General features: G+C 57.9%; 18 protein-coding genes. 3 read left to right on the top strand and 15 right to left on the bottom strand.

What is annotated here, in order from left to right; all coding sequences use genetic code 11:
* From J4D97_RS07390 to J4D97_RS07375, 4 genes are all read right to left on the bottom strand, one after another.
* Positions 1–1,656 carry a RagB/SusD family nutrient uptake outer membrane protein gene (locus J4D97_RS07390; RefSeq protein ID WP_208307021.1) on the bottom strand — a complete coding sequence of 552 codons (1,656 nt, stop codon included), beginning with the start codon at positions 1,654–1,656 and terminating at the stop codon, positions 1–3.
* 19 nt (positions 1,657–1,675) lie between these two features.
* Positions 1,676–5,050: a SusC/RagA family TonB-linked outer membrane protein gene (locus tag J4D97_RS07385; protein WP_208307020.1), complete on the bottom strand. Its 3,375-nt coding sequence runs from the start codon at positions 5,048–5,050 to the stop codon at positions 1,676–1,678.
* A 153-nt stretch (positions 5,051–5,203) separates the two neighbouring features.
* Positions 5,204–6,196, bottom strand: a complete 993-nt coding sequence (locus tag J4D97_RS07380) for a FecR family protein (protein WP_208307019.1) — start codon at positions 6,194–6,196, stop codon at positions 5,204–5,206.
* A gap of 263 nt (positions 6,197–6,459) precedes the next feature.
* Positions 6,460–7,056 (bottom strand): RNA polymerase sigma factor, encoded by a 597-nt coding sequence (locus J4D97_RS07375; protein ID WP_208307018.1) that lies wholly within the window; start codon positions 7,054–7,056, stop codon positions 6,460–6,462.
* A 345-nt stretch (positions 7,057–7,401) separates the two neighbouring features.
* Here J4D97_RS07375 and J4D97_RS07370 point away from each other — a divergent pair, with 345 nt between their 5' ends.
* Positions 7,402–9,141 carry an alkaline phosphatase D family protein gene (locus J4D97_RS07370; protein ID WP_208307017.1) on the top strand — a complete coding sequence of 580 codons (1,740 nt, stop codon included), beginning with the start codon at positions 7,402–7,404 and terminating at the stop codon, positions 9,139–9,141.
* A 54-nt stretch (positions 9,142–9,195) separates the two neighbouring features.
* Positions 9,196–9,396, top strand: a complete 201-nt coding sequence (locus J4D97_RS07365) for a DUF5615 family PIN-like protein (protein ID WP_208307016.1) — start codon at positions 9,196–9,198, stop codon at positions 9,394–9,396.
* Positions 9,397–9,485: 89 nt separating this feature from the next.
* Here the strand turns inward: J4D97_RS07365 and J4D97_RS07360 are convergent, their stop codons facing one another.
* The 9 genes from J4D97_RS07360 to J4D97_RS07320 all read right to left on the bottom strand — a co-directional run bounded on the left by J4D97_RS07360 (position 9,486) and on the right by J4D97_RS07320 (position 21,925).
* Positions 9,486–10,664 (bottom strand): hypothetical protein, encoded by a 1,179-nt coding sequence (locus tag J4D97_RS07360; RefSeq protein ID WP_208307015.1) that lies wholly within the window; start codon positions 10,662–10,664, stop codon positions 9,486–9,488.
* A gap of 273 nt (positions 10,665–10,937) precedes the next feature.
* On the bottom strand, positions 10,938–16,001 hold the full coding sequence (locus tag J4D97_RS07355; protein WP_208307014.1) for a DNA repair ATPase: 5,064 nt from the start codon (positions 15,999–16,001) through the stop codon (positions 10,938–10,940).
* Between the two features lie 88 nt (positions 16,002–16,089).
* Positions 16,090–16,476: an endonuclease domain-containing protein gene (locus J4D97_RS07350; protein WP_208307013.1), complete on the bottom strand. Its 387-nt coding sequence runs from the start codon at positions 16,474–16,476 to the stop codon at positions 16,090–16,092.
* Between the two features lie 192 nt (positions 16,477–16,668).
* Positions 16,669–18,843 (bottom strand): flotillin family protein, encoded by a 2,175-nt coding sequence (locus J4D97_RS07345; protein WP_208307012.1) that lies wholly within the window; start codon positions 18,841–18,843, stop codon positions 16,669–16,671.
* Between the two features lie 140 nt (positions 18,844–18,983).
* Positions 18,984–19,403 carry a PH domain-containing protein gene (locus J4D97_RS07340; RefSeq protein WP_208307011.1) on the bottom strand — a complete coding sequence of 140 codons (420 nt, stop codon included), beginning with the start codon at positions 19,401–19,403 and terminating at the stop codon, positions 18,984–18,986.
* A gap of 11 nt (positions 19,404–19,414) precedes the next feature.
* Positions 19,415–20,077, bottom strand: a complete 663-nt coding sequence (locus tag J4D97_RS07335; RefSeq protein ID WP_208307010.1) for a hypothetical protein — start codon at positions 20,075–20,077, stop codon at positions 19,415–19,417.
* Between the two features lie 295 nt (positions 20,078–20,372).
* Entirely contained in the window at positions 20,373–20,591 is a 219-nt protein-coding gene (locus J4D97_RS07330) for a hypothetical protein (RefSeq protein WP_185284140.1), read from the bottom strand.
* A gap of 51 nt (positions 20,592–20,642) precedes the next feature.
* The gene (locus J4D97_RS07325) at positions 20,643–21,350 is read right to left on the bottom strand and encodes a PspA/IM30 family protein (RefSeq protein ID WP_208307009.1); all 708 of its coding nucleotides are present in this window, start codon (positions 21,348–21,350) and stop codon (positions 20,643–20,645) included.
* 176 nt (positions 21,351–21,526) lie between these two features.
* The gene (locus J4D97_RS07320) at positions 21,527–21,925 is read right to left on the bottom strand and encodes a YbjN domain-containing protein (protein WP_208307008.1); all 399 of its coding nucleotides are present in this window, start codon (positions 21,923–21,925) and stop codon (positions 21,527–21,529) included.
* 208 nt (positions 21,926–22,133) lie between these two features.
* Between J4D97_RS07320 and J4D97_RS07315 the strand changes: the two genes are divergently transcribed.
* Complete coding sequence (locus J4D97_RS07315; protein WP_208307007.1) at positions 22,134–22,910, top strand: XRE family transcriptional regulator; 777 nt, start codon at positions 22,134–22,136, stop codon at positions 22,908–22,910.
* Between the two features lie 119 nt (positions 22,911–23,029).
* Here the strand turns inward: J4D97_RS07315 and J4D97_RS07310 are convergent, their stop codons facing one another.
* Together J4D97_RS07310 and J4D97_RS07305 are read right to left on the bottom strand one after the other, a co-directional pair.
* On the bottom strand, positions 23,030–23,818 hold the full coding sequence (locus J4D97_RS07310) for a TerC family protein (protein WP_208307006.1): 789 nt from the start codon (positions 23,816–23,818) through the stop codon (positions 23,030–23,032).
* A gap of 48 nt (positions 23,819–23,866) precedes the next feature.
* Positions 23,867–24,796, bottom strand: coding sequence for a J domain-containing protein (locus J4D97_RS07305; protein ID WP_208307005.1), 930 nt, complete (start codon positions 24,794–24,796; stop codon positions 23,867–23,869).
* Positions 24,797–24,919 lie beyond the last annotated feature (123 nt).

Here is a 24,919-nt window from a genome sequence, read left to right as displayed (position 1 = left end):
CTACCAGCCAGGATTCTGGCCCAGGTTTGGGTTGCGCTCCAGCTGCACCAGCGGCATAGGCCACAGATAGTTGCGCGAAGCTGTGAAGGTGCGGTTGCGGTTGACGATGATGAAGCCGTTGGCATCGGTGGGCTGGTTGGCAACGTCAGCGGCCGAGCGTGCCCAGGCTTTCTTCATGCCCTTCACGTCCTCGGCCAATAGGTTGCCCTGCTGCCAGCGCAGGATATCGAAGTAGCGCTGGCCTTCCAGCGCCAGCTCCACGCGCCGCTCGCGGCGTAGCTCGGTGCGCACGTCCAGGCCGTTGGTGGTCAGCTCCGCGAGGTCCATGGCGCGCATGCCCACGCGCTGGCGCAGCTTGTTGATGGTCAGGTCCACGTCGGCCTGCGTGAGCTTGTTTTGCTCCAGGCGGGCTTCGGCGTAGATCAGCAGCACCTCGGCCAGGCGAATCAGGTGGATGTCGTTGGCGTCGCGGCTAACCTGCCCTACCGTGCTCAGCTCCACGTACTTGGTGAAGTAGTAGCCGGTGATGGTGACCGAGCCGCGGCGGTCGGAGCGGAACTTGGGCGTGGTATACACGGCCGGGTTGGTGTTCTGCGGATTGCCGTCGAAGCGGCCGCCCCAGGCCGCGCCGGGCTGCAAGATGGTTTGCACCATGCGCGGGTCGCGGTTCTTGAACACGTCGGCATACGTGGTATCCTTATATAGCGGCGACTTCTCGATGGGTAGGCCATCACTGCACAAATAGCTATCCACCAACGATTTCGTGGGGTTCCAGCGGGCGTTCTGGTCGGGCACCTGAATCTCGCGGCTCAGATTGTGCATGGAAATATCGGCCAGGTGGGTGCGGGCCAGGATGGTTTCCTTGTTGGCGCCGGCCGCCAGCTTGCCAGCGTAGGTGAACAAGTTGCGGTAGGCATTGGCGGTGCCGCCAGCGGTGTAGAGCTGGTACACATTCAGGTCCATCACGGCTTTGGCAGCCTGCTCGGCCGCGGCGTAGCGCTGGTTTTGCAGGGCCACGCGGGCCTTCAGGGCCAATGCCGCGCCCCGGCTAATGCGGCCCAGGTTGGCCCCAGTAGGAATGGCGGCGGGTAGGGCTGCCGCGGCTTCGTCCAGCTCTTTCAGCATGAAGTCAACCACCTCGGCGCGGGGCGTGCGGGTGCCGTACACCAGCGGATCATCGATTTCCAGCGGGGTCGTCACCAGCTGCACGTCGCCGTAGAAGGTCGTGAGGTAGCTGTAGAGGTAGGCCCGAATCACGCGCACCTCGGCGGCCAGGGCTTCCTTGCGGGCGGGGTCGGTCACCTCGGCGCGCTGGTAATTGGCCAGAAAGGCGTTGCAGCGGCGAATACCGTCGTAGCTACCCGTCCACTCGTTGTTGAGGGCGCCTATGTCGTTGGTGAAGTTGCCGCTGGCAATGCGCTGGTAGTCCGTGACAGAAGGCCAGATGGTGTTATCGCCCAGATTCTCCATGTCTACCGTGTTCTTGGCTTTCAGGTAGGCGTAGCAGGCGTCGGTGGCTAGGCGTAGCTGTTCTTCGTTTTCCCAGTAGGTTTCGTCCACCAGCTCATCCAGCGGCACGCGGTCCAGAAAATCATCCTGGCAGGCGCTGGTCAATAAGCTCAGGCCCAGTAGGCTGTATACTACAAAACGTTTCATATCAAGAAGAAGGAAAAGACTATTGAAGCGTGACGTTGAGGCCGAACACCACCGTTTTTACCTGGGGGTAGAAGCCGCCCTGGCTCACCGGCGACTCGGGGTCGTAGCCGTAAAAGAAATCCGAGCGCGTGAAGAGGTTGTCGGCCGAGGCGTAGAGGCGCAGGCGGCTGACGCGCACCCGCTGGGTGAGGGAGGCGGGTAGGGTGTAGCCCACCTGCACGTTTTTCAGGCGCAGGTAGCTGGCGTCTTCCAGCCAGTAAGTAGACAAGCGCTGGTTGTGCGACTGTTGGTAGGTGAGGCGCGGGTAGGAGCCGCCGGTGTTCTCGGGCGTCCAGCGGTCCAGGTGAATCTCCTGGGGTAAACTGCCCTCGCTGATGTAGGCGTGGCGGGCAGGCCCGTAGATGTACCCATCGGCCTGGCCTACCCCCTGAAAGAAGATGGTGGCGTCTATCCCGTGCCAGGCGGCGTTGGCCCGCACGCCGTAGGTGTAGCGCGGAATGGCGCTGCCAATCACCTTCCGGTCCTGGTCAAGGGAAATTACGCCGTCGCCGTTCAAGTCCTTGTAAATCAAGTCGCCGGGTTGGGCCGGGTCGCCGGCAAGTACTGGGAAGCGGGGCGTGTAGCGGTTGGTGCCGGCGTCGAGGTCGAAGTCGGAGGTCTGCGCAATGCGGTCAGCCACCAGACCGTAGAAGGCGTCGATGGGCTCGCCCAGGAAGCGCACCCGGTCGCCGAAGGTAGGCGGCGTGCCGCCCAGGCTCACTACTTTGTTGCGCACGTCGGAGAGGTTGCCCGACAGACCATAGGTGAATTGGCCTACTTGGTCGCGCCAAGAGGCCTGCACTTCCCAGCCTTTGTTCTCTACCTTGCCGGCGTTCTGCGACGGCTCGGTGGCGCCCAGCACGTCGGGCAGCGCCACGCGCAAGAGAATATCGTTGGTGCGATTGATGAAATAGTCCCCGCTCACTGTCAAACGGTTGCGCAGCAGGCCCAGGTCAATACCTACATCGGTTTTCTGCACCGATTCCCAGGTGAGAAGCGTATTAGGGATGTCGGTTTGGGCGTAGCCCAGCGTTTGCTGGTTGCCGATGGGCATGGTGCTCACCGGCCCAATGGTAGCCAGGTAGGGATAGTCGCTTCCTACCAGGTCGTTGCCCTGGGTGCCGTACGACGCCCGGATTTTAGCCAGCGGCACCACGTCCCGCAGCCCCGCGAAGAAGGCCTCCTCCGAGAAAATCCAGCCCACAGAGCCCGAACCGAACAGGTTCCAGCGCACATCGGGCGAAAAGCGTGAGGAGCCGTCGTAGCGGAAGTTGCCTTCCAGCAGGTAGCGGTCCTTGAAAATGTAGTTGGCCCGGCCAAACACCGAGCGCAGCGCGTTCTGGTAGGCCTGCCCGTTATTCAGTTGATTTTCGGTGCCCAGGTTGATGGCCCCCACGCTTTGGGTAGGCAGCGACTGGCGGCTGGCCGTTAGGTCTTCCCCTACCGTCGATTCCTGGGAGGCGGCCAGCAATAGCTTCACGTCGTGCTGATCGGCAAAGCTCTTCTCGTACTCCGCCATCCCGATAAAGGTCTGGTAGGTACGCATGTAGTTGGCCGAGCTGATGGTGTTTTTGGCGTTGGTCTGGTAGATCAGCGAGTTATCGAGGGGGCTGTAGTAGTTGATGGTCTTGGAAAAAATGTTGCGCTTGGAGCTGTACGTCACCAGCCCGTATTGCCCACGCAGCCGAAAACCATCGAACAAACGCAGGGTGCCGCGCATGTTGGCCGTTAGCTCCTGGGAGCGGAAGTTGTTGGTTCCGCCGTCGGTGGTGACAGCCACGGGGTTGCGCTGCCCACCAATGTAGCCCCAGCCCCCGGTGGTGAAGCGCACCGGCACCAGTGGCAGAATCTGCAACGTGGCATATAGCGGCCCCGAGTTCGACCCTACACCCTCCGACGAGCCCTGCACTTCGCGGTTGATATAGCCCAGGTTGGCGTCCAGGTCTAGGCGGTCGGCTAGGGTGGTGCTCAGGCGCACGCGCACGTTGTTGCGCCGGGCCTGGTAGTTGTCGCCGGTGATGAGGCCGCCCTCTTTGAGGTTGCCGTAGGACAGGTAGTAAGTCAGGTTTTTGGCCCCGCCGTTCAGGCTCACGTTGTGGTTTTGCTGGGGGGCGCTTTTCTTATATATCTCCTTGATCCAGTTGGTATTGGCGAAGTAGTTGGGGTCGGAGCCATTGCGGGCCGTTTCTATTTCGGCGTCGGTGTAGGTAGGCACCCGGCCCACGTTGCGCTGGGCCTCGTTCAGCAGGGTCATGTAGTCCACCGAGCCCAGGGTCTTGGGAAGGGCGGTGGGCGTCTGAAAGCCGATGTAGTTGGTGTAGGTGAGGGCCGGGGCCGCGCCTTCTTTGCCGCGCTTGGTGGTCACCAAAATTACCCCGTTGGCCCCGCGCACCCCATAGATAGACGACGAAGCCGCATCCTTCAGCACCGAAATCGACTCGATGTCATTGGGATTCAGAATGTCCAGGTCGCCGCCCGGCACGCCGTCAATCACCACCAGCGGGTTGGCATTGCCCAGCGTGCCTATCCCCCGAATACGAATGGAGTTGCCGTTACTACCCGGTAGGGCCGAGGAGTTGACCACCGTCACGCCCGGCATCAGGCCTTGCAGGGCCGAGGTAGGGTTGGTGATGGGGCGGTCGGCAATGTCAGTGGCGCTGATGTTGCTCACGGCCCCGGTCAGGTTCACCTTTTTCTGGGTGCCGTAGCCCACCACCACTACCTCCTCCAAGGACTTGGTATCGGGCGCCAGCCGGATGTTGACGGTGGCGCGGTTGTCCAGCGCCACTTCCTGCGTCAGATAGCCAATGAAGGAGTACACCAGCGTGGTCGCGCCGTCGGGCACCGTCAGCTGGTAGCGGCCCTGGGCGTCCGTCACGGTGCCGGTGGTGGTACCCTTCACCAGCACGTTCACGCCGGGCAGGCCGCCGCCCGCCTGGGCATCCAGCACGGTACCTTCTACCACGCTGGCCGGGGCGGCGCTGGTGGGTTTGGTGATGGGTAGGGGCTCCACCAAGATGCGCTCGGCCACCACGCGGTAGCGCAGCTGCAAGGGCTGGAGCACCCGGTTCAGCACGTCGTCGAGCTGCTCGTTGGTGGCTTGCACCGTCACTTTGCGGTCCAGGGGTAGGGTGTTGGCGTAGGCAATGGGCACGTGGGCCACGGTGCTGAGCTTCTGCAAGGTCTGGCGCAGCGTCTTGCCTTGTAGTTGCACGCTAACCCGCTGATGAATATTGAGTTGTGCCTGCTCGGGCGAGGTCCACGCCACCAGCGACAGACTCAGCAGGCCCAGGCAAACCGGTCGCGTCAGGACGCACCGAGCAGCCCCCATGCGGGAGTAGAAATTTTTCAGCATACTTTTGAAAGGTTTGTTTTTAGATGATTCCGCGGCGGCTATGTCCAGTAGCTGCCGGGGCAGGCCAGGGGCCGGGCGTGTTTGCCGCACGTCCGGCTCTTTTTTTAGGGGTAGGGAAAAGGTTGAAGCGCGTAAGCAGGTGAGAAAAACAAATCAACAGCCCGTACCCTGTAGGATAACGTGCTGTTCTTGAAGTGTATAAGTGCTGCCCGTAAGGGCGGAGAGAATTTCCAACGCATCGGTCAACGGCTCCTGGCCAAACTCCACCGTGAGCCGGCACCGCAGCAGCTGCTCCGAGTTCAGCGTGATGCGGACGCCGTAGCGCTGCCCCAGCTTGTCCACGATTTCGGGCAGCGTCGTTTGGTCGAACACCAGACGGCCTTGCTGCCAGGCGATGCTTTGGGCGGGGGTAGGCGCCGGCTCCACCGTCAGCGCCGACGCGGCCAGCACCGCCTTTTGCGCGGGGCGCAGCGTCACGGCCCGTGTACTGGCTGAGTCCTGTACTACCACTTTGCCTGTCAGCACCGTCACTTCCTGCTGCCGGGCGTGGGGGTAGGCATACACGTTGAAGCTGGTACCCACCACACGGGTGCGCAGCCGGCCACTGTGAATAATGAAGGGATGGGCAGGGTCTTTGGCCACTTCGAAATACGCCTCGCCGCGCAGCTGCACCTCCCGGGTGTTTCCCTCGAAAGTGGTGGGGTAGGACAAAGTGCTATTGCCGTTGAGGTGCACCACGCTGCCATCAGCCAGCACCAGGCGGGCTCTCTGGCCGGCGGCCGTGTGCTGCTGCCGGTAGGCCACAGCAGGCGTTGGGCGGGCGCTCTGCAGCCAGTATGCCGCGCCGGCCACCAGCAGTAGGGCCACCATAGCCGCCACGGATAGCCACCGCATCGGGCGGCGCGCTACGGCAGGTGCCGGGGTAGGGGCCAGCGCATTCAGGCGGGCCTCCAGGGCGGCTACGGCCGCCGGCGCCGGATGCTGGGGTAGGTGGTGGCGCTGCAACGCTTCGTAGCAGTCCAGCACCTCTTCCAGCTGCGCCGGGGTGGCATGCAGTAGCCACTGCCGAAAGGCCAGGTGCTCGGCCTCCGTGTGCCGGCCCGCCGCGTATTTTTCCAGGAAAGCGTGATAGTGGTGCGCGTCCATACAGCTGATTTCGCCCTTAAGACGAACAACTGCGGCCCGCGGCCCCCTGGTCACAAAAAGGTAATATGCCGTGTGGGCTGGTTTAAAGCGTATACAGCGCCCACCAGAACGACAACGACTGCCAGGAGACTTGTTTGCCTTAGCTAAAAGGCCGCTGGAACGGTGTAGAGACGCATAGCGTCTCATCGTTGAACTACACGGCGCGGACGGCAAGACGCGAATACGCGTCTCTACACCGTGCAATCACTAACGCAAACAGCTTCTTAAAAAACGCTCGGCAGTAGCCCGCAGATAGCCAGCTGCACCACGGCATCGCTGTGCAGCAGTAGGTTTTTCTTCACGTAGTCGATGGCGGCGTACAGCTGCTTCTTCACCACCGACTTAGAGATATCCAGCCGCTGCGCAATTTCGTCCAGCGACAGTTCTTCCTGGGTACGCAACAGGAAAATCTGCCGGCGCTTGGTGGGCAATTGCCGGATCAGGGCCTGAGCCTGCTCGTGGTATTGCTGGTTGATGAGTGCCTGATCGGCGGGCTGCCCGCAGGGGGTAGCGGCCGCGTGCACCTCGGCGTAGGCGTTGAGCTGCCGCTGCTGCTGTCGCACCTCGTCGTACACCAAATTCTTGGCGGCGCGGTACAGATACTGCCGAAAGCTGGCAATGGCCGGCAGCTGCGCCCGCCGCTCCCAGATGGCAATAAATACTTGCTGCGCCAACTCCTGCGCCGTTTCCTCGGAGCGCGTGAAGAGAAAAATATAGCGCTGCAACCCATGCAGATACGTGCTGTAGAGCTGCGTAAAGGCCCGTCGGTCACCGGTGGCTACGGCCGCGAGCAGCCTACTCTCTTCGTGTGGAAAGTTCATGCCCGTAGTTTTTACGAAGATACTCGACAGGGTAGGATAGGAGTGGTTACTGAATCGTTACCAGATTGTTATTCCTTATCGGGGTGGTCGTTGCCCGGCGGGATAGCACTATGCAGCTTGCGCCCGCGAGGTAGGGAGGAAATCCTACCGTATTGGCTGCTTAACTGTCCTGCCGCTCTCTCCTTGGCGCGGCGGGCTGGTGCGCGTCTTCTGGTCGGAGCTGCCTCGGCACAGCCGCACGAGTGCGTGCGTTCTATCGCTGTAAGAAATTCTATAATACTCTACTAATCATTTGATAATACGCTGCTTCTACTTTTGGCTTTCCGTGCTAATTCTTCAGCTGCTATGGCCAAAAAAACTACTTCTACAACGATTACCCGCCGGGAGTTTATCAAACATACCGCTGTGGTTTCGGGCGGGGTGGCGCTGTTGCCAACCCTACTCAGCAGCTGCAACGACGACAACGAGGACCTGCTAAACTACACCGGCGACTTTGGTTTCCGGGAAGGCGTGGCCAGCTTCGACCCCAGCCAGAGCAACGTCATCATCTGGACCCGCTACACCCCGGCCGACAACGAAACCGGCGACGCGACCATCCGCTGGGAAGTGGCCGAAGACGGCGGCTTTGCCACGGTGAAAGCCTCGGGCAACCTCACCGCCACGGCCGCCAACGACTACACCGTGTGGACCGATGTACCGGCGCTGACGGCGTATAAGAAGTATTACTACCGCTTCCGCAACGACCAAACCCGCGCCGAATCGGTGGTGGGTGAGACCCGCACGCTACCCGGCAACGGGCAGGCCAGCAGCGTGAAGCTGGCGGTGGTGTCGTGCGCCAACTACCAGGCTGGGCTATTTAACGTGTATGGCGCAGTGGCCGAGTCGGATGCCGATGCGGTAGTGCACCTGGGCGACTACATATACGAGTATGGCGCGGGCGGCTACGGCACCAACGGGAGCACGGCTACGCTCAACCGCGCCCACCTGCCGGCCACCGAAATCCTGTCGCTCAGCGACTACCGCACGCGCTACCGGCAGTACCGTTCCGACAAGCAGTTGCAGCGCGTGCATCAGCTCAAGCCTTTTATTGCGGTGTGGGACGACCACGAGGTAACCAACGATGCCTACACCGACGGGGCCGAAAACCACCAGGCCAACGAGGGCAGCTTTGCGCAGCGCAAGCAGTTTGCCCAGCAAGTGTGGCACGAGTACCTGCCGGCCCGCGTGAGCGACAAAACCAAAATCTACCGCCGTTTCGACCTGGGCGGCTTGGCCAACCTGCTGATGCTCGACACCCGCCTGGTAGGCCGCAACCAGCAGCTGAACCTGGGTAGCTACTTTAGCAGCACCGGCGCCTTCAACGCGGCAGCCTTCGGGTCGGCGTGGCTGAACCCGACCCGCACGATGTTGGGTACGGAACAACGCAGCTGGCTGACGGCAGCCCTAGCCGGCAGCACAGCCAAATGGCAGGTGCTAGGCTCACAGGTGCTGATGGGTAAGATGTACATTCCGGCCGAGCTGCTGCCGCTGGTGGCCCAGCTCACGAGCGGTGCTACCCCCGCCCTGCTGACGCAATACGCCACCGTAGCGGCCCAGCTGCTCGCCATCAAAAGGCGCATCGCGGCCAGCGACCCTACCGTAACGGCCGCCGAGCGGGCCCGCGTGGAAACGGTGCTGCCCTACAACCTTGATGCCTGGGACGGCTACCCCGCCGAGCGGGAAGCCATTCTGGGGGCCGTGGGCAGCGGCAAGAAGCTGGTATCGCTGGCCGGCGACACGCACAACGCCTGGCACAGCGACCTGCGCACTAGCAGCGGCACGGTGGTAGGGATGGAGTTTGCTTGCTCGTCGGTATCGTCGCCGGGGTTTGAGGCATTCCTGGGCTCCGATCCGACTACCATTGGCGCCTTCGAGCAGCTGAACACGGCCCTCATCAACGACTTGCACTATCTCGACGCCTCGCACCGGGGCTTCGTGGAAGTAAGCTTCACGGCTACCAACGCCACCTCTACCTGGAAATACGTGGGCGGGCTAGCCACCGAAAGCACCGCGACTACCGTGGGACGAACCGTTACGGTATCGTAGCGGCGTGCTCTCGCTAGGGTAGGTTGCTAGGCGGCGGCTGCCCGGTGCTACCAAGTGAGTGCATTCTTGTGGCGCTCAGCAGCCTTCCCGCGCCCGCATGGTACGGCGGTGCTACACGTCCGCGCCATTAGCCTGCACACCCGCCCGGCTACGAGCATCTGGCTCTACACCAGGCAGCACGGCTACGACTTGTTAACTAAAGACGACGGCTTCCTACAACTGGCCCTTGCCGAGGGCTTCTCGCCCGCGTGGTAGCCGTGCAAAATGCACAGGTACCAGTAGCCAAGCTAGCTGAGATCCTGGTAGTTCGGCTGACGCAGTTGCAGGCCAGCATGGTGCAAATACTAATTAAAGTTGGACAGTAGATAGTTGGCTTCAGATTCTAGTGCCTTGGTATAAATAGCAGCTACTTTAATTTCAGGGGTTTCTTTTTGATAAATTCGTCTTGTTATAATTAGAATAGTGTCCCTACATACCTTATTATATACATTTTTAAGCATTTCTTCATCGAAAGATGTTTCAGTTTGGAATAAATCTAATTCCAGTCCAGGAAAAATTTCTGTATCTATAAATATTATTTTATGTTTATAGATAGAGTTTTTATGTTGTTTCTTCTTTTCTTTAAGTATATTTTCTAGTTTTTTATATAATGCAGTTTGTGTAACTTCAAATACTCCTTGTGTTCCGCCGACTAGATGGACCATATTTCCTTTATTACCTGTTGGTGATAAATAGAATAATACATCATATTTCTTTAAACCCTTTGCTTCTATCAAAGAAGCTTCATCGTAATTAATGGCATTGAAAAGGCCTGTTTCATCTTCAATTACATAGTTAATTTTGTTGAATCCATCAGATTTATTGAAATTTTCAAAAAAAGTGCTAATCTTTTCTTCAAACGATTGTCGGTAGCTGCTGATAATGGGCCTTGTCATTCTAATACCGCAAATTATTCCAATTCCCTTGTTCATGGTCTTAGATTTGAGATAAAAAACTTCCATTAGCCTCTTTTTTATATCTAAATCTTCTATTCGTGGCATAAAGACTTTGCGGCACTCGAATAAAAATTGCTTTCCATTAATGGTGCATATTCCTTCTATTTCCTGATCCCCAATAACTATCTTCTTTTGATTAGGTATGTTGCTTCTATCTAGAATGTTAAATATAAATAGTTCGTAAAAGAAGGTTCTTAGATTTCTAGGGTTGTTTTTCAGTCTTTTTATGTCATTGATAATATTGGCTTCTAATGTATTAGCATATTGTATCAGTAGTGCTATGTGGTATAATGCGCCAATGCTTCCTAAATGATTCTTGTTAGCTAAAAGTTGGTTGATCCATATGGTTTTATCAAGCGGAGTATCAATGCCTATTTTTAAACGAAAGAACTTTTCTCCAAATCCATTTTTTAATTCATTATATATAAAGGATATTTTTTCTCTAGATACAATGGCTTTAATGAGGTAGGGAGAAGATATAGACAGGGCGTTCTTGTGCCATTCCTCAAGCGTATTAATCGAAGTCATATAGTGATGATTAAATGATTTGATTGCAGATGTGGTGTAGCTTTAAGAATTCAGCGTTAATCAGTGGTGACGAATTGAATGGTGCTAAAAAGTCTGGTCGCTGAAAAGCTTAAGCCAGAAATCATCGATAACTCTCGTAACAATACCTTTAGTTGTCTTGCCATGCTGAGCTAAATGTTGATGCTTATTACGCATAAGTGTCAACTGGCAGTAAGTAAACGGCATCTACAGCAAACTACAGGAATATTTGTAATCCAGAGTTTATACCGAAAATTACTCCCGTTTTAACACCTCCCGAATCCCGCTCAACCCACCGGCAATGCTTTCTAGCTTATCAAGCATCTGTAGGAGCTGGCCGGCGCCGGAGTTGCGGAGGTTGTCGCGGAAGGTGGCTTTGATTTCCTGCCAGCGGGCTTCCTCGGCGGGGGTGAGCCAGCCCAGCAGCTCGCGCAGCTTGAGCAGGTTGGCTTCGGTGGCGCTGGTCAGGGTTTGGGCTTCGCTGGCGTAGTGGGCGGCTAGTAGGTCTGTTATTTCCCGGTCGTTCATCACGGGGCGCACTTTCTCGGCCAGCTTGTTCATATTGCGGTAGGAGCCTTGCAGCTTGAAGGGCGGCTCGGTGCGGTAGGCGTCGGCCTGGGCGGCGCTGGCAATGTAGGCGGCATTCACCTGAGCCACCACGTCGCGCAGGCGCAGCAGCTTTTGCAGCACGGCCACGTACTCGTTCAGCTCCTCGGGCGAGTGGTTGCCCTCCAGGCTCAGGCCGTCTTGCTGTCCGGTTTCGGCGAGGCGGATGAGGGCGGGCACGTCCTGGGGGCTTTGGGTGGCGAGGCGGCTGAGGGCGGCGTTGCTGGTGAGGGCGTTTTCGAGGTAGGAGAGGCGGAAGGCTTCCTCGGAGCCGGCCGTGAGGATGTCGCCGAGGTTGTAGATGTCAGCGCGGTTGGCCAGCATGTCGGGCAGTTGGAACACGTCGCCGCTTTCGGTGTAGGGGTTGCCGGCCATCACCACCGCCACCTTGCGGCCGCGGAAGTCGTAGGTGCGGGCGCGGCCCTCGTACACGCCCTCAATCTTGCGCTGGGCGTCGCAGAGCGAGATAAACTTCTGCAAAAACTCGGGGTGGCAGTGCTGAATGTCGTCCACGTAAATCATCACGTTGTCGCCCATCTCGAAGGCCAGGTTTAGCTTTTCCAGCTCCTGCCGCGCTCCGGCGTTGGGCGCCTGGGCGGGGTCTACGCTGGTCACGGCGTGCCCAATGGCTGGCCCGTTGATCTTCATGAAAATGAGGCCCAGCCGATTCGCCACGTACTCCATGAGGGTAGTCTTGCCGTAGCCGGGCGGCGAAATCAGCAGCAGCAGGCCCATGAGGTCGGTACGCTTGCCCTCGCCCGCCGTCCCGATCTGCTTGGCCAGGTTGGCCCCGATGAGGGGTAGGTATACTTTATCAATCAGCTGATTACGCACAAACGACGTGAGCACACGCGGGCGGAAATCTTCCAGGCGCATGTCCTGGGCAGCCCGCACCAGGAGCTGCTTCTTCAACTCCTGAAACTGCTCGAACTGCGGCACCAGCACCCGGTCGTAGTGCAGCAGCCGGCGACGGAAGTTGGGGAAGTTGAGGAGGTAGGTACGGTCGTCGGAGAGGCGCGGGTGCGTGCCCTGGAAGCCTTCGAGGGTTTCGAGGGTAGGCGTGTGGATGACGCGAGTGGGGTCGTAGGTGCCGGTGAGTAGGAGGACGGCTACCTCACCCCCCGACCCCCTCTCCTCGGGGAGAGGGGGAGCCAGACGATTGTTGTTCGAGGGTTGTTGATTTTCTCCTTGAACTTGGGTTTGTGATACACCAGTGCCGTTTGCTGACGTCTGACTCCCCCCTCTCCCCGAGGAGAGGGGGGCTGGGGGGGTGAGGTCCACCGCCTGTACCCACTGCCGCACCAGCTGGAACTGCGCTACCGGCTGGTCCTGGAGCTGGTCGATGGACTGCTGAAACAGCTCCGTGGCCTGGCGCTCCTGTAGCTGCTTCTGAAACTGCTGGTACAGCTCGGCGGCTTCCTGGGAGATGATGAAGTGGTTTTTGGTTGTTGGTTCTTGGTTTTTGGTCAGTTCTGACATTGAAGAAGCACTACTTACCTGCGTCAGCGAAGCAAACAGGTAGTCGCCGGCTTCGGCTACCTGGTCTGGCGTAAACAGGCCGGTTTCGCGGGCGAAGGTTTCCACGGCGGCTTGCAGCTCGGCTTTCAACTGATCGAACTCCTGCGAATCGGGGAAGACTTGCAGCAGCACGCCGATGCCCTGTAGCTGCCGCTCCCAGTGGGCGCGTTGGTCGGGGTCGGCGAAGCGCAGCCAGTAGAGAGCCGCAGCGGCGCGGGTGTCGGAGGGGTAGCGGAGTAGGCCGGCTGTGCGGGCGAGGCGCACCAGGGTCGTGAGCAGCAGGGCCGCGTCGTGGTCGTGCACGCCTTTGAGGTAGCCTTCCTGGTAGCGCGCGGCCATAAACTGCTGCACGTAGGCCAATAGCTCCGCGTTGCTGAGGCGGCCTAGCTCAGTTACCGACAGCACGGCCGGGCGACCGGCTTCGGGGTTGGCGGGGGTAGGGCGCTGAGCCGCTTGCAGAATGCGCCAGGCCAGAAACTCGGCCCGGTACACGTCCTGATTTTCCGATACCACCGTTTGCTCCCACACGGGCTTGGCCGCCAGCAGGGTAGGGTCGGTTATTTTCTGGAAGAAATTGGTGCCCGTGAGGTGGTAGTGCAGGGCGTCGTCGCGCAGCACCACGGTCAGCTCCAGGGGCTGAGTGTTCACGGTGAAAGCGTGGGGACCAAATTTGAGGGTCTGGCCGCCGTCGGCGAACAAGTCAGCCCGGTCGCGGAGCTGGCGTACGGCGTCTTCGCGCAGGGTTTTCAGCCGGCTCTGCACGTCGTCGGCCTTCACCGAGTCGCCGAGGTTCAGCAGCTCCTGGGCGGTCTGGCGCACCTTCTCCACCATCACATCGGCGGCAAAGTACCCATTGATGTCCGCCACCGATTCCAGGCGGGCGAGGCGGCTTTGCACCGCTTTCAGCAGCCGCTCCGCCGATTGCAGCAAGGCAGTGGCGCGCTGGTTGCGGGCTGCCACCAGGGCCGTTTTCTTCGCCTCGAAGGCTTCCACTACCTGCTCGCGCCGGGTGGTGAGCTGCTCGATAAACTGGTCGAAGTCGGGGAAACGACCTTCCAATTCTTCTAGCTGCACCATGAGCTTGGTCAGGTACTCGTCGCATTTGGCGGGCGTGTCGGCCAGGTCGAGGTAGTTGGTGAGGGCCTGTTCCAACAGCTTGAGCTGGGCCGTAAACTCCGCCTGAGCCTCGGTACCGGCCAGGGCCTGCCGCCTTCTTTTCAGGGCAGCCCGAATCTGATTGAAGCGGGCGTACACCGTCGAGATGTTGTCGATGATGGCCGTGGTCTGGGTAGGGTCGGGAATGGGCAGGTTACTCACTACCTCAATCAGCAGTTCCAACTCCTGGGCCACGGCGGTGGCTTCCTGCTCGCGCTGGTCGGCCTCCACGGTTTTCTGCACCAGCTCCACGCCGTCGGCAATGGCCTGCACGCGCTGGGCGTAGGGTAGGAGGGCATCGGGCCGAAGCAGAAAGTCCACGGTTTGGGTGGCCACTTCCTTGCTCAACTCTTCCAGCTCGGCGGCGTGTTGTTCCACGGCCGGCAGCTCCACGTAGCGCAGCTCTTTCAACGAAATCACCTCGCCCCGCACCCCGCGCAGTTCACCCAGCAGCTGCACGAATTCCGTGACGGTATTGGGCGCCGAGCGGCGGATGCGGCTGGTTAGCTCGTCGGCCTTCTGGAAGACGGTTTGGGTTTGCTGGGCGGTGTTCTTGCGGATGCTCTGCACCTTCTCAAACTCCTCCACCGCCGCCGTGGCCGTCTGGCGAATGTCGCCCAACGGTTCGGCGAGGGCTTGGGCCGCGGGTTCGCGCAGCCAGTGGTAGGCGTCGGTGAGGGCAGTGGTCTGGCGAATCAGGTCGAGGTAGAGGCCGGCGTAGCTGTCGTCTTTGCTGGTCAGCGTCAGGACCTCCTGCACCTCGCTCATGGCCCGTACTATCTCCTTGTTGCCCAACTTGTAGAGGTAGGAATTGGAGGTGACGGGTAGCTCGAAATCCGGGCCCGTGTAGGGCGTCTGCCAGATCTGTACCGCGTGGTGCTTCTTGGGCTCGTCGTCGGCCCGGAAGTAGCACAGTTCCCCGTTCTCGAACAGGGCGTAGCCGTGGCACACAATGGGGTTGTCCACGCGCTGGGCAATGCGGTTGTAGCTCAGCAGCAGGTAGGTACCGTGGTCTTTGTTGTAGAACACATACAGGAAATCCTCCCCGTTCGGCGACACCACGCGCTTCTCAAACAGCATCTCCCGCAAGCCGTTGTCGAATAGTTTGTTGTCGCCGGTTTGCAGGTAGAAGCCGTGCGGAAAAATCAGGCCCTGCCCGTCGGGCAGCAGCACGCAGGCATCGGCCAGGGCGTCGAGACGCTGGGCGGTTTTGAGCCGGTGGTTGAAGATGAAGTAGCGGTACTGCTGCTCCTGGTAGGGCCTGATTTTCAGCAGAATCAGGTTGCCTACCACGGCAAAGTAGATTTCCGAGTCGTCCAGCGTTTGGTCTTTGTCGTCTACTGGCTCGCTCAAGATGCCCTGTCCAGTAGCGGTATTGTCCTCTACCTTGATGGTCAGGTCGCCGCCGATGGTTTCCACGAACACCTTGTCTTCAATGCTCACGTGCGGGTGCTTGCCCGTGCGCTGCATATCGCGGGTAGCGCGCTGCCACTGAAACTCGTGCTGGGGCGGAAAGGTGTACTCATGGTCGGAGCGGTTGTCGAGGTAGGCGAGCGTGTCGCCCTGCATCAGCCACTTAAACGTCTTCACGTCGGAGGCGCTTTTCCCTACCCGAAACACCATGAACAGGTGCACGCCCATGACGGCGAACTTCACGAACTGGGTGTTCTTGTAGTAGCGGTACAGATTGCGGAACTCCTCCACAAACTGCGGGTTCTGCAAGAGCTCCAAGCCCAACGGCCGGAAATCGTGCTCGGCGTATTCGTACACGCCAAACACGTCGGCCAAGTCAGGCTCTGCTTTCAGGCCCAGCACCACGTTATAGCCAAAAATGAACTGCTGCCCCACCGGCACCATGTCCCAGGCCAGACAGTTGTTTTCCGTGGTGATGCGGCCGGTGCCCAGCAGGCGCGTATCCACCGCCCCGAATACCTGCTTGCGCTCGGTGTTGAGCGCGTCGAGGCGCTGGCGGAGGTCGGCGCTGCTTTTTTGCAGGCGGTTGCGCAGAATTTCGTAGGTGCCGGTTTCGAGTTGGTTCATGGCGGGACCCCACCCCCCAGCCCCCTCCCCTCCGGGAGAGGGGGAGCCTGACGTTAGGTGGATGATTTTTATGTTAGGGGCGCTTGGGCTACCCTTGGTAAGGTAGGAGTAGCAGTTTTAGGTGCTCGGTAATAGTTTGCAGAACTTGTGGCGTGTTGTGTAGCACATCTTCGTTGGTGAAGCGCAGCACTAAAAAGCCCGCCTCCTGCAAATTATGCGTGCGGCCGCCATCATATTCGGCTTGTTCGGTCTCATTATGAATGCTACCATCCACTTCGATGATCAGCCAAGCTTCCAAGCAGACGAAATCGACGATAAACTGCTGAATGGCGTGCTGACGGCGAAACTGCACGCCCAACTTGTGGGCGCGTAGTTCTTGCCATAAATGATCTTCAGCGGGAGTAGGGTTCTTGCGGTTGGCACGAGCATACTCTTTCAGGCTTCTAGTCCACCGCTTCGCATCAGTGGTGTACATGCGGTAAGGCTCGTTCAACTCTGGGACCCCACCCCCCGACCCCCTCCCCTCCGGGAGAGGGGGAGCCTGAGGAGTCTCGTTCAGGTTTTCAGGATTATAATAGGTATCCATAAAGCAGATATCATCTAAAAGAATATTATTCGCGCCGCCAGGCTCCCCCTCTCCCGGAGGGGAGGGGGCTGGGGGGTGGGGTTACTTCAACTCCAGCATCTTCGCCGGCTTATCACTAATCCCCAGCGCGGTAGCCGTGCCCGCCAGCTGCGTAATCGTGGCCCGCGTGGCGTCGTCGCCTGCCTGGTTCATCATCTTCAAGAGCAGCGCCGACACGCTCAGGTTCTTCACGTCCTCACTGCTCAGGCCGAACTGATCCACGAAGCGGCGCAGGTTGGTTTTGAAGTCGCCACCGCCGTTACCGTCGATGGAGAAGAAAGCGTCCTTCACGGTGCCCAGCACCTCGGAGTTGTGCACGGCGCGGTCTACCATTTTACCCTTCGTGATGGAACCGATGATCTGGTCGAAGAACATCGTTTCCCCACCCACGATGTCGATTTTGGCGGCTTTGAGGGCCTCGCCAATTACATCGGCTTGCGAAGCGGCAATATCCTTCTGGATGCTGATCTGGGCCAGCTCCACCGACTTCTCTTTGTCGAGGCGCAGCTTGAATTCCTCGTGGTCTTTGCCTACCCCGTCGAGCTTCTTCATGGCGTCGGCCTTGGCCTCGATGCCCTTGGCTTCCACCGCAAATTTTTGCTCCGATACGGCCGCTTCGGCCAGTCCTTTCTTCTGGTCGGCGTCGGCGCGGGCCTGGATGATGTCGGCGTCGGCGAGGCCTTTTTCGCGGTTGATTTTGGCGGCTACCAGACCCAGCTTTTCGTCAGCCTCGGCCTGCGCACCGGCTTTGGCCTGAATGGCCTGCGCTTCGGCGGTAGCAGTCAGTTGCAGCACGTTGGCTTCCGATTCGCCTTCTTTCTGGCGGGCGGTGGCTTTGGCCTGCATCACCTGGGCTTCGGCTAGGCCCACGGCAGCGGCTTTGCTGGCTTCGGCTTCGGCCAGCGTGCGGATAGCCTGGGCTTTGAACTCGGCTGAGGCTTTCTCGGCTTCGGCGTCAATCAGGGCTTGCTTGGCGCGGAACTCGGCGGCTTGGCGCTCCATGTCGGCGTTGCCGACCATAGCTACCGTAGCGGCTTCGGTTTCCTGCTTGGCGGCCGTGAGGGCTACTAGCTTGTCGCGCTCGGCCAGGGCCTGGGCGCGGGTGTCCTTGATCTTTTCTTCTTCCTGAACGGTGGCTTTTTCTACCACAATTCGCTCCCGGATAATCGTCTGGATGTTCTTTTTTTCTTCTTCCAGCGCCTTTTCCTTTTCAATCTGGGCCAGGGCCACAATCCGCTCCCGCTCGTTGGCTTCCAGGGCTTTGGCCTGGGCTACGCGCTCGGTTTCCACGGCGTCGGTGCGCTGCTTGTTGCGCTCGGCTACCAGCACCTGCCGGTCGCGGTTCTGCTGGGCAATGCCTACCTCTTCCTCGGTGGCGATGCGGGCGCGCTCCGATTTCAGTTTTTCTTCCTGCTGCACCTTCTCGGTTTCGGCCAGCTCTCGGGCCTTGATGTTGGCAATTTCACGCTTCTGCTTTTCCTGGTTCTCAACGAGTTGTTTATCAAGTTGCAGAATGGTTTCCTGGGCTTCCACGTCCTGCTTCTTGATGGTTTTTTGCATCTCGCGGGCAATGGAGTTGGCTTGGATTTTCTGCTCCGAAGTCAAAGCCACAATCTTCTTGATACCCTCGGCATCCAGAATATTATCCTGGTTGAGCGAGGCCAGCGGCGTTTGCTCGAGGTAGTCGATGGCGCAGTCGTCGAGCACGTAACCGTTCAAGTCAGTGCCGATAATGCGCAGGATTTCCAGCTTGAACTGCTCACGGGAGTTATATAATTCGATGAAATCGAACTGCTTGCCTACCGTCTTCAATGCCTCTGAGAACTTGGCATCGAACAGGTTTTCCAGCGCGGCTGGGTCCGAGGCGCGGCGCGTGCCGATGCTCTGCGCCACCTGTACCACGTCGTCGTGCGTCTTGTTGACACGCACGTAGAAATTGACCTTTAAATCAGCCCGTAGGTTGTCTTTGCACACCAATCCTTCGGAACCAGCTCGCTGAATGACGATGGTCTTCAAGGTGATGTCCATCACCTCCAGCTTGTGCAATACGGGCACCACAAAGATGCCGGAGAAGGATACCTTCGTGTCGCCGAGGCCGGTGCGCACAAGGGCTTCGCCCTGCACGGCCTTCTGATACATTTTGACGAGCAGCGCGAACAAGCCCAGCAGCAAAAAGCCGATAATGAGCAGCACTGCCCACGATAATTGAGCAACCATAGAAGTAGGGAGTAAGAGTAGGGAAATAAATTCGGGGAAAAGATTAATCAAAGAGGGTATCCAACAGGCCCTCTACCAAAGATTCGGCCATGGACTCGCTGAGCCATTGCCAAGAGTGTTTCAACCGATGAAACATGGTGCTAGCCCACCTGAATCTGTGGGTTCACTTGCCGCAACGCTTCAATGAAATTCGCCTTATCGCGGGGCGACACTAGAATTTCGTCGTAGCGATTGTAATAGATCTTCAAGCGGTCAAGTGAAAGCGCGGGCGAGGAAAGCACGTTGTGCGAGGGCTTGATGCGGGTGATGCTGGTAACCGGTATCTGCCATGTGAGTGGCCCAGATACAATGCGTAGCAACTGCGCTTGCGGCTGCACTTCATAATAGGTAGACCGTAACAGCCATATCATGAACGCTAAAGAAGGTAGCATGAAAACCGGAACGACGTATGCCCCGTCGGCTATAGCTATCATACTGATTACCAATTGTACTAGCAAGATGGACCCAAACAACCACCAGCTGATTTTGGAAACGAACATGTGGGGTAGGGTAGGAGACATGGCGATGGTGGTCAGATAGTTTCGTACGGTTCAATGAGGTAGCAGCGCCGTTGCGCGTCGAAGTCGATGACCAGGGCCGAGTCGCCCTTGCGTAGCTCGGTGACCGAGGCGGCGCGCACGTTGAGTACCAATGGCGCGCCGCTGGTTTGCGGTACCGCTGCTTGGCCCATGCGCTCGTGCGTGGTGGAGAGGAGCACGGTGCATATCTTGCCCAGCGGTTGCCCATCGGCATCGTGGTCTTTTTCCAGTGCCGCGAAGAGTTTAACGAAGGGCATGGTAAGCACCTTCGCCAGAAAAAGGCTTCCTACGAACAATGGAAGCAGGAAAACTATACCTAATAACCAAAAAGTATTCTGCGTATAGTAATTGAGCAGGATGCTGCCAGCCCACAAGGGTAGGGCCACAAAGCTTAGAAACAACATCAGCGGCACGCGGCCCAGGTTGAAAAAGGCCAAGGCATTGTTCAACCAATCTACCCCTACCTCGCCGTGGTGCAGGTGCGGCCCGGTGTGTGCGTCGAGGTCAACATCTGCGTCGGTGGCTACGTCCACGTCCAGCGCATCAATATGCACCAGCCCTACCACAACCGTGAGCCAGTAGAGCAGCACGAACACCAGCAGCCCGGTAGGGACCAAGTTGGGCGGCGAAACGGCGGCTTGTAGTAGCTCAGTCATGATGAAGGAAGAAAAAAGCCAAAGGGTACTTGCGCAGAAGCTGCGTTCTGTACTCAGACGTTAGATTGGGGTAGTAGAGAGTTGCCGCTTTAACTCGTTATTCTCAGCACGAAGGCGACGCGTGTAGCGACCAAAGGCTATGGTATATAATATGAGGCCCGCTGGAAATAGTCGAACCGCAGCAGTGGAATCGAGCCAACCAAACCAGTGTGAAAGAATAACAGCACTCAGTATAGTGGCACCGCTCCAATGAAATAGCTTCTCTTTGGTAGCCATCGATAGAAAGCGTAAAAAACTATAGCTGTTGATGCTGAGTTAGCTGCTCCTCCAACTCTATGTTGCGCTGGGCCAGCCGGCCCGCATACTGGGCGTACACCCTATTCGTCAGAATGCTACAGAGTAGTATCGCAATCATGCCCCAACCGGGGTCGAGCAGGTGAAACAGGCGCAATCCAACCACCACAATAACGATCAGCGAAGCGGCGTAGTAAAGAAACTTTTCGGTGGTAGTCATGAGAAGGAAATGGTTTGCTAGCTGTTAAGACAGATTACGTCGCCCTTTTTTCTACTCCGTGAGGCCCAGTTTCGCCTTCAGCGCCTGCACATCGGCGGCGGCTTGGCTGGTGCTGCTGCCAGCCAGGGCTTTGTCAATCTCGCCGTCGATGCTTTTGCTTTCATTGGCGATTTGCCCGTATGATTCGGCCAGGGCTTCTTCCACGGCTACCTTTTCCTTCATGCGCTCCAGCAGCGCCACCGTGCCCGACGAATCGAGTTGAGCCAACTGTTTGTTGATGGTTTTGGTGGCGGTGCTCACCGTCTGACGGGCCTTTAGGGTCTTCAGTTCGTTTTCCCACTGCGAAATGGTCTGCTTGAGCTGCTGCACGTTCTCGCTCAGTTGCGCCGCCGACTTCTCAAACTGCTCCTGATCCTGAGTGGCGCGGGTGGTTTGGGCTTCGTTTTCTCCTTTTTTGAGCAATGCTTCGCCAGCTAGTCGGTCGGCTTCGGCACTGTCCAAATCGCCTTTGTGGGCACGTTGTAGTAGGAGTACAGCCTTGTTTTCGTAGTCGAGCGCCTTGGAGCGGAAGTTTTCGCCCTCGTTGCGCGCCCGAATGGCCATGGCTTTCACCTCGGCCAGCGCTTGCAGGCTCTTGTCGAGGTCCTGGCGCAGGTCGCGCAGGCCTTGCTCGGTGAGGTGAATGGGGTTTTCGAGCTGGTCGACAGCGGCGTGGGCTTCCGATTGCCCAATTTTGAAGAGGCGGGATAAAATGTTCATGTTGTTGATTTTTAATAGGTTAACTATTGATTTATTCTCTATGTCTCTGTCATCCTGAGCAGAGCGAAGGACCTTCTCACATCTGCCCGACAGGCGTACCAACGACTCGTTCTCTCATGAGAAGGTCCTTCGCTCTGCTCAGGATGACAGAGACTCTTACAGGACGACAGAAATTCTTAACCCTTCGCGAAGCCAATCAGCTCCTCCGAATATTCGCTCAGCAGCAAACCCAGCGAGTTGAGCACGGCTTCCAGCTCCTGCCGGTCAAGGGTTTCGATTTGCAGCGTATCGCGGAAAATCACCTTGCGGCCCGATTCATCCAGGGCAAAAGCGCCGTGAATGATGTCGCGGTTTTTCTGGAGCAATTGCTGGTACACCTCGCACGAGGGCGCGGGCAGCTCCAGCAGGTATTGCTCCAGCAGCAGCAGCGGATCGGCGCAGCCAATCACCAGATTGCGAATGCCTAGCTCCGGCTTATCGACCACTAGGATGCCATCGGCTTCCACGGCCCGGCGAATGTCGAAGCCCAGCTCTAGCAGGTAGTTTTGGATGGTAGGGAAGTAGCAATTTTTCATAGCAAGAGAAGGAAAAGCATCCATAACGTTGGCAACTTAACCAGATAGAGCCACCGCCGGAAACCGGAACATTTTTCTGGTGGTAGCCCAGGCTCAAAAAAATAGCAGTTGTAAAAATGCTTCTGGTTGTATTGTAGTAGCTTTACGCTACAAGAATACTAAAAGTTGAAGATAAGCTCAAAGTTTGAGCATAAATATTTTTTCGCGCATGACTTACATCGGAAAGAACATCCGCAAAATAAGAACTGTTAAGAAGCTGAGTCAGGCGGCTTTCGCTGATTTATTTGGTCTAGCTCGGCCCAGTGTTGGGGCTTACGAAGAAGGAAGATCGGAGCCGAAAATGGAGACGCTGATCCAGATTGCTCAGCATTTTGGCTTATCGGTAGACTTGCTACTAACGAAAGAGCTAACCGTAAATGAGCTCTACAATTTTGATATTTTTCAGGAAGCATTGAAGGAAGCTCCTGTGGAAGAAGCCGCTTCCGAAGCCGACCGCCAAGCTCTGCTGACGCCGCTGGTGCCTGCCCGGCGCATACTGGAATATATTGTAAACTACCACGATAAGAGTTTTATCGATGGGTTGCAGCCGCTCACGTTTCCGCACACGCTGGGGCTGGTAACGCGGGCTTTTGAAATCAGCGGGGCCGATATGCAGCCTACCTTGCGCCACCAGGATGTGGTGCTGTGCTGCCGCGTAGACAAGGCTGTGCCGGTGCTGCACGTGGGGCGGCTCTATGCGTTTGTCACACAGAGCCGGCTGCTGGTGCGCCGCCTTGCCGAGCGCCTACCCAACGATGTGCTCAAACTACGAGCCGACAACCGTGACTATCCTGCGCAGGATTTTGCGCTCAGTCAAGCGTTGGAAATCTGGGAAATCAAAGCGCAGTTTACAACGCACTTGCACACGCCTACCTTGCTAGAAGATCGGGTGCAGGTATTGGAGCGTCAAGTGGAAGAATTGCTGGCCCGCACTGAGGGCTCGTGAGAACGTTGTTTCGCACAGAGTTAAAGGAGTAAAAAAGGGAGTTAACAGGAGTTTGTTCATATAACTGAACTTCCCTGTTAACTCCCTTTTTTACTTCTCTAACTCTGTGTGGAATGGAATTACTCGGCGTTGTGCGTCTGGCCCTGGTGGTGAGGAAAGCCAAACAGCCAAGACGTGAGGATGGGTACCAAGAAGATAGCGACCGTTAGGACCGTGAGGCCTACCTCGGCGGCAGTACTGGCCAGAAACTCGCTGACGGGATGTTGGGGTAGGAAGTGCTCAAACAAAGAGAACAATAGCTTCAGACCCAAAATGACGATGATGAGGAACGCGGCCGTTTCAAGAAAAGGGTATTTGCCCATGAGCACCACGAACGACTGCGCCACCAGTCGCATGGCCAGAATGCCGATAAACACGCCCGCACAAATCAGAATCAGATTGTTGGTGAAGGCCACGACGGCGAATACGTTGTCGATAGAGAAAGCCAGGTCCATCAGCTCGATAAGGGCCACGGTGGCCCAAAAGCCTCCCAGCAAGCGCTTGGTGGTGCGGTATATCCAACTCTTTTCCTTTTCGACGGTTTCGGCCTCGTCCTCTTCCGCGGTGGGTTTTTTGCGGAAATGGTCGTAGGCAAGATACAGCAGGTAGACGCCCCCAATGGGCTTTAGAAACCAGAATTGAATCAGGAACGAGGCAAAAACAATGCACAGCGCCCGGAACACGTAGGCGCCAAAAATGCCGTAGCGTAGCGCCTTCACACGCTGGTCGCGGGGCAGGTCGCTGACCATAGTAGCCAACACAGCAGCATTATCGATGGACAGTAAGCTCTCGATAATCACCAAGTTGCCTACGATAGCCAGCGAGGGTAGGGGGTGCGCGAGGATGTCTTGTAGGTGCGGAAGAAACATAGAGAAAAAGCAGTGCGAAGCGCCAAGGTAAGGAAGCTAGCGCAATGGTTAGAAGGTAGCGTGCGTGGCGGCCAGCTCGCGTAATAACGCACGCAGGTCGGTGGGCGTGTGCAGTTGCCGGGCTACCTGGGCCAGATAATCCGCTTCGGTGCGCAACTGGCGCTTGAGCTGGCGCAGGCCGGCCTCTTGCTTTTTAGGCGTACTTCCCAGGAAGCTCCACGGGCCAAATTTCACTTCGTTGAGCTGCTGGCGCAGGTCGTGGAGCTGGCGGCGCAGGGCTTCGGTGTAGCGGATAAGTAGGGAGTCGTCGGTGGGTTCGGTTTCGTCTTCGGCCAGCAAATGCAGCAGGGTGTAGAGGTCGTGGGCCTCGTAGGCTTGCGTGATGCGCTGCATGCGGGTGGTTTTTTCGGCGGCCCGGGCGGGGTCGCGCTCCAGGTCGGGGTGGTTGGCGCGGGCCAGGCGGCGATACACGGTTTTGGCATTCACCAGCAGGCTTTGCTGGTCTTGCTCTGCTTGTAGGGCCTCGGCGGCAGCGGCGCGCTCGGCTTTGGTCTGCCGCCGCCGGGGGCGTTCGGGCTCAGCGGCTGGCGTAGCAGCCTCCACCGTTTCGGATTGCTGGGGAGGTGCGTATTTCAGCAAAATATCCAGGGTTTCTACCCCAAAGCGCTCCTGTAAATCCTGGGCGTTGGCTACTAGCAGCTCCGTAATTTGGCGCTCCTCGTCCCGGCTGAACGCGTTCCACAGCAAGGCATCTTCCAACGGCGCAAACAACGCCTGGCGGGCCGTCACCACGGCGTCGGCCAGGGGGCCTACCTGCTGCCAGTACCGACGCCGGGCTTCTGCCTGCGTCGTTTCGGCCCGGCGCAGCTGCTCGCGCAGATTTTCTACCTCCACCAACGCCCGCTGGAAGGCTTGCTGGGTGAACATATTGGCCGTGAACGGACCACTGGAAGGCGTAAAAGAAAGCGGAGCCGACATGCGGAGGTACTAAATCAATGAATTCAACGAGACTACTCTATAAAGCCGCAACCCGGCCGGATGGTTCGGGGAAATACGGAGTAGGCGGGCCTTTGAACGAGGTAAAGTGGTTTTCATAGCTGT

This window comes from Hymenobacter defluvii, assembly GCF_017589435.1.
GTDB classification, from domain to species: domain Bacteria; phylum Bacteroidota; class Bacteroidia; order Cytophagales; family Hymenobacteraceae; genus Hymenobacter; species Hymenobacter profundi.
Note: the sequence above shows the minus strand (reverse complement) of the source record. Positions and strands in the feature narration are given on the sequence as shown.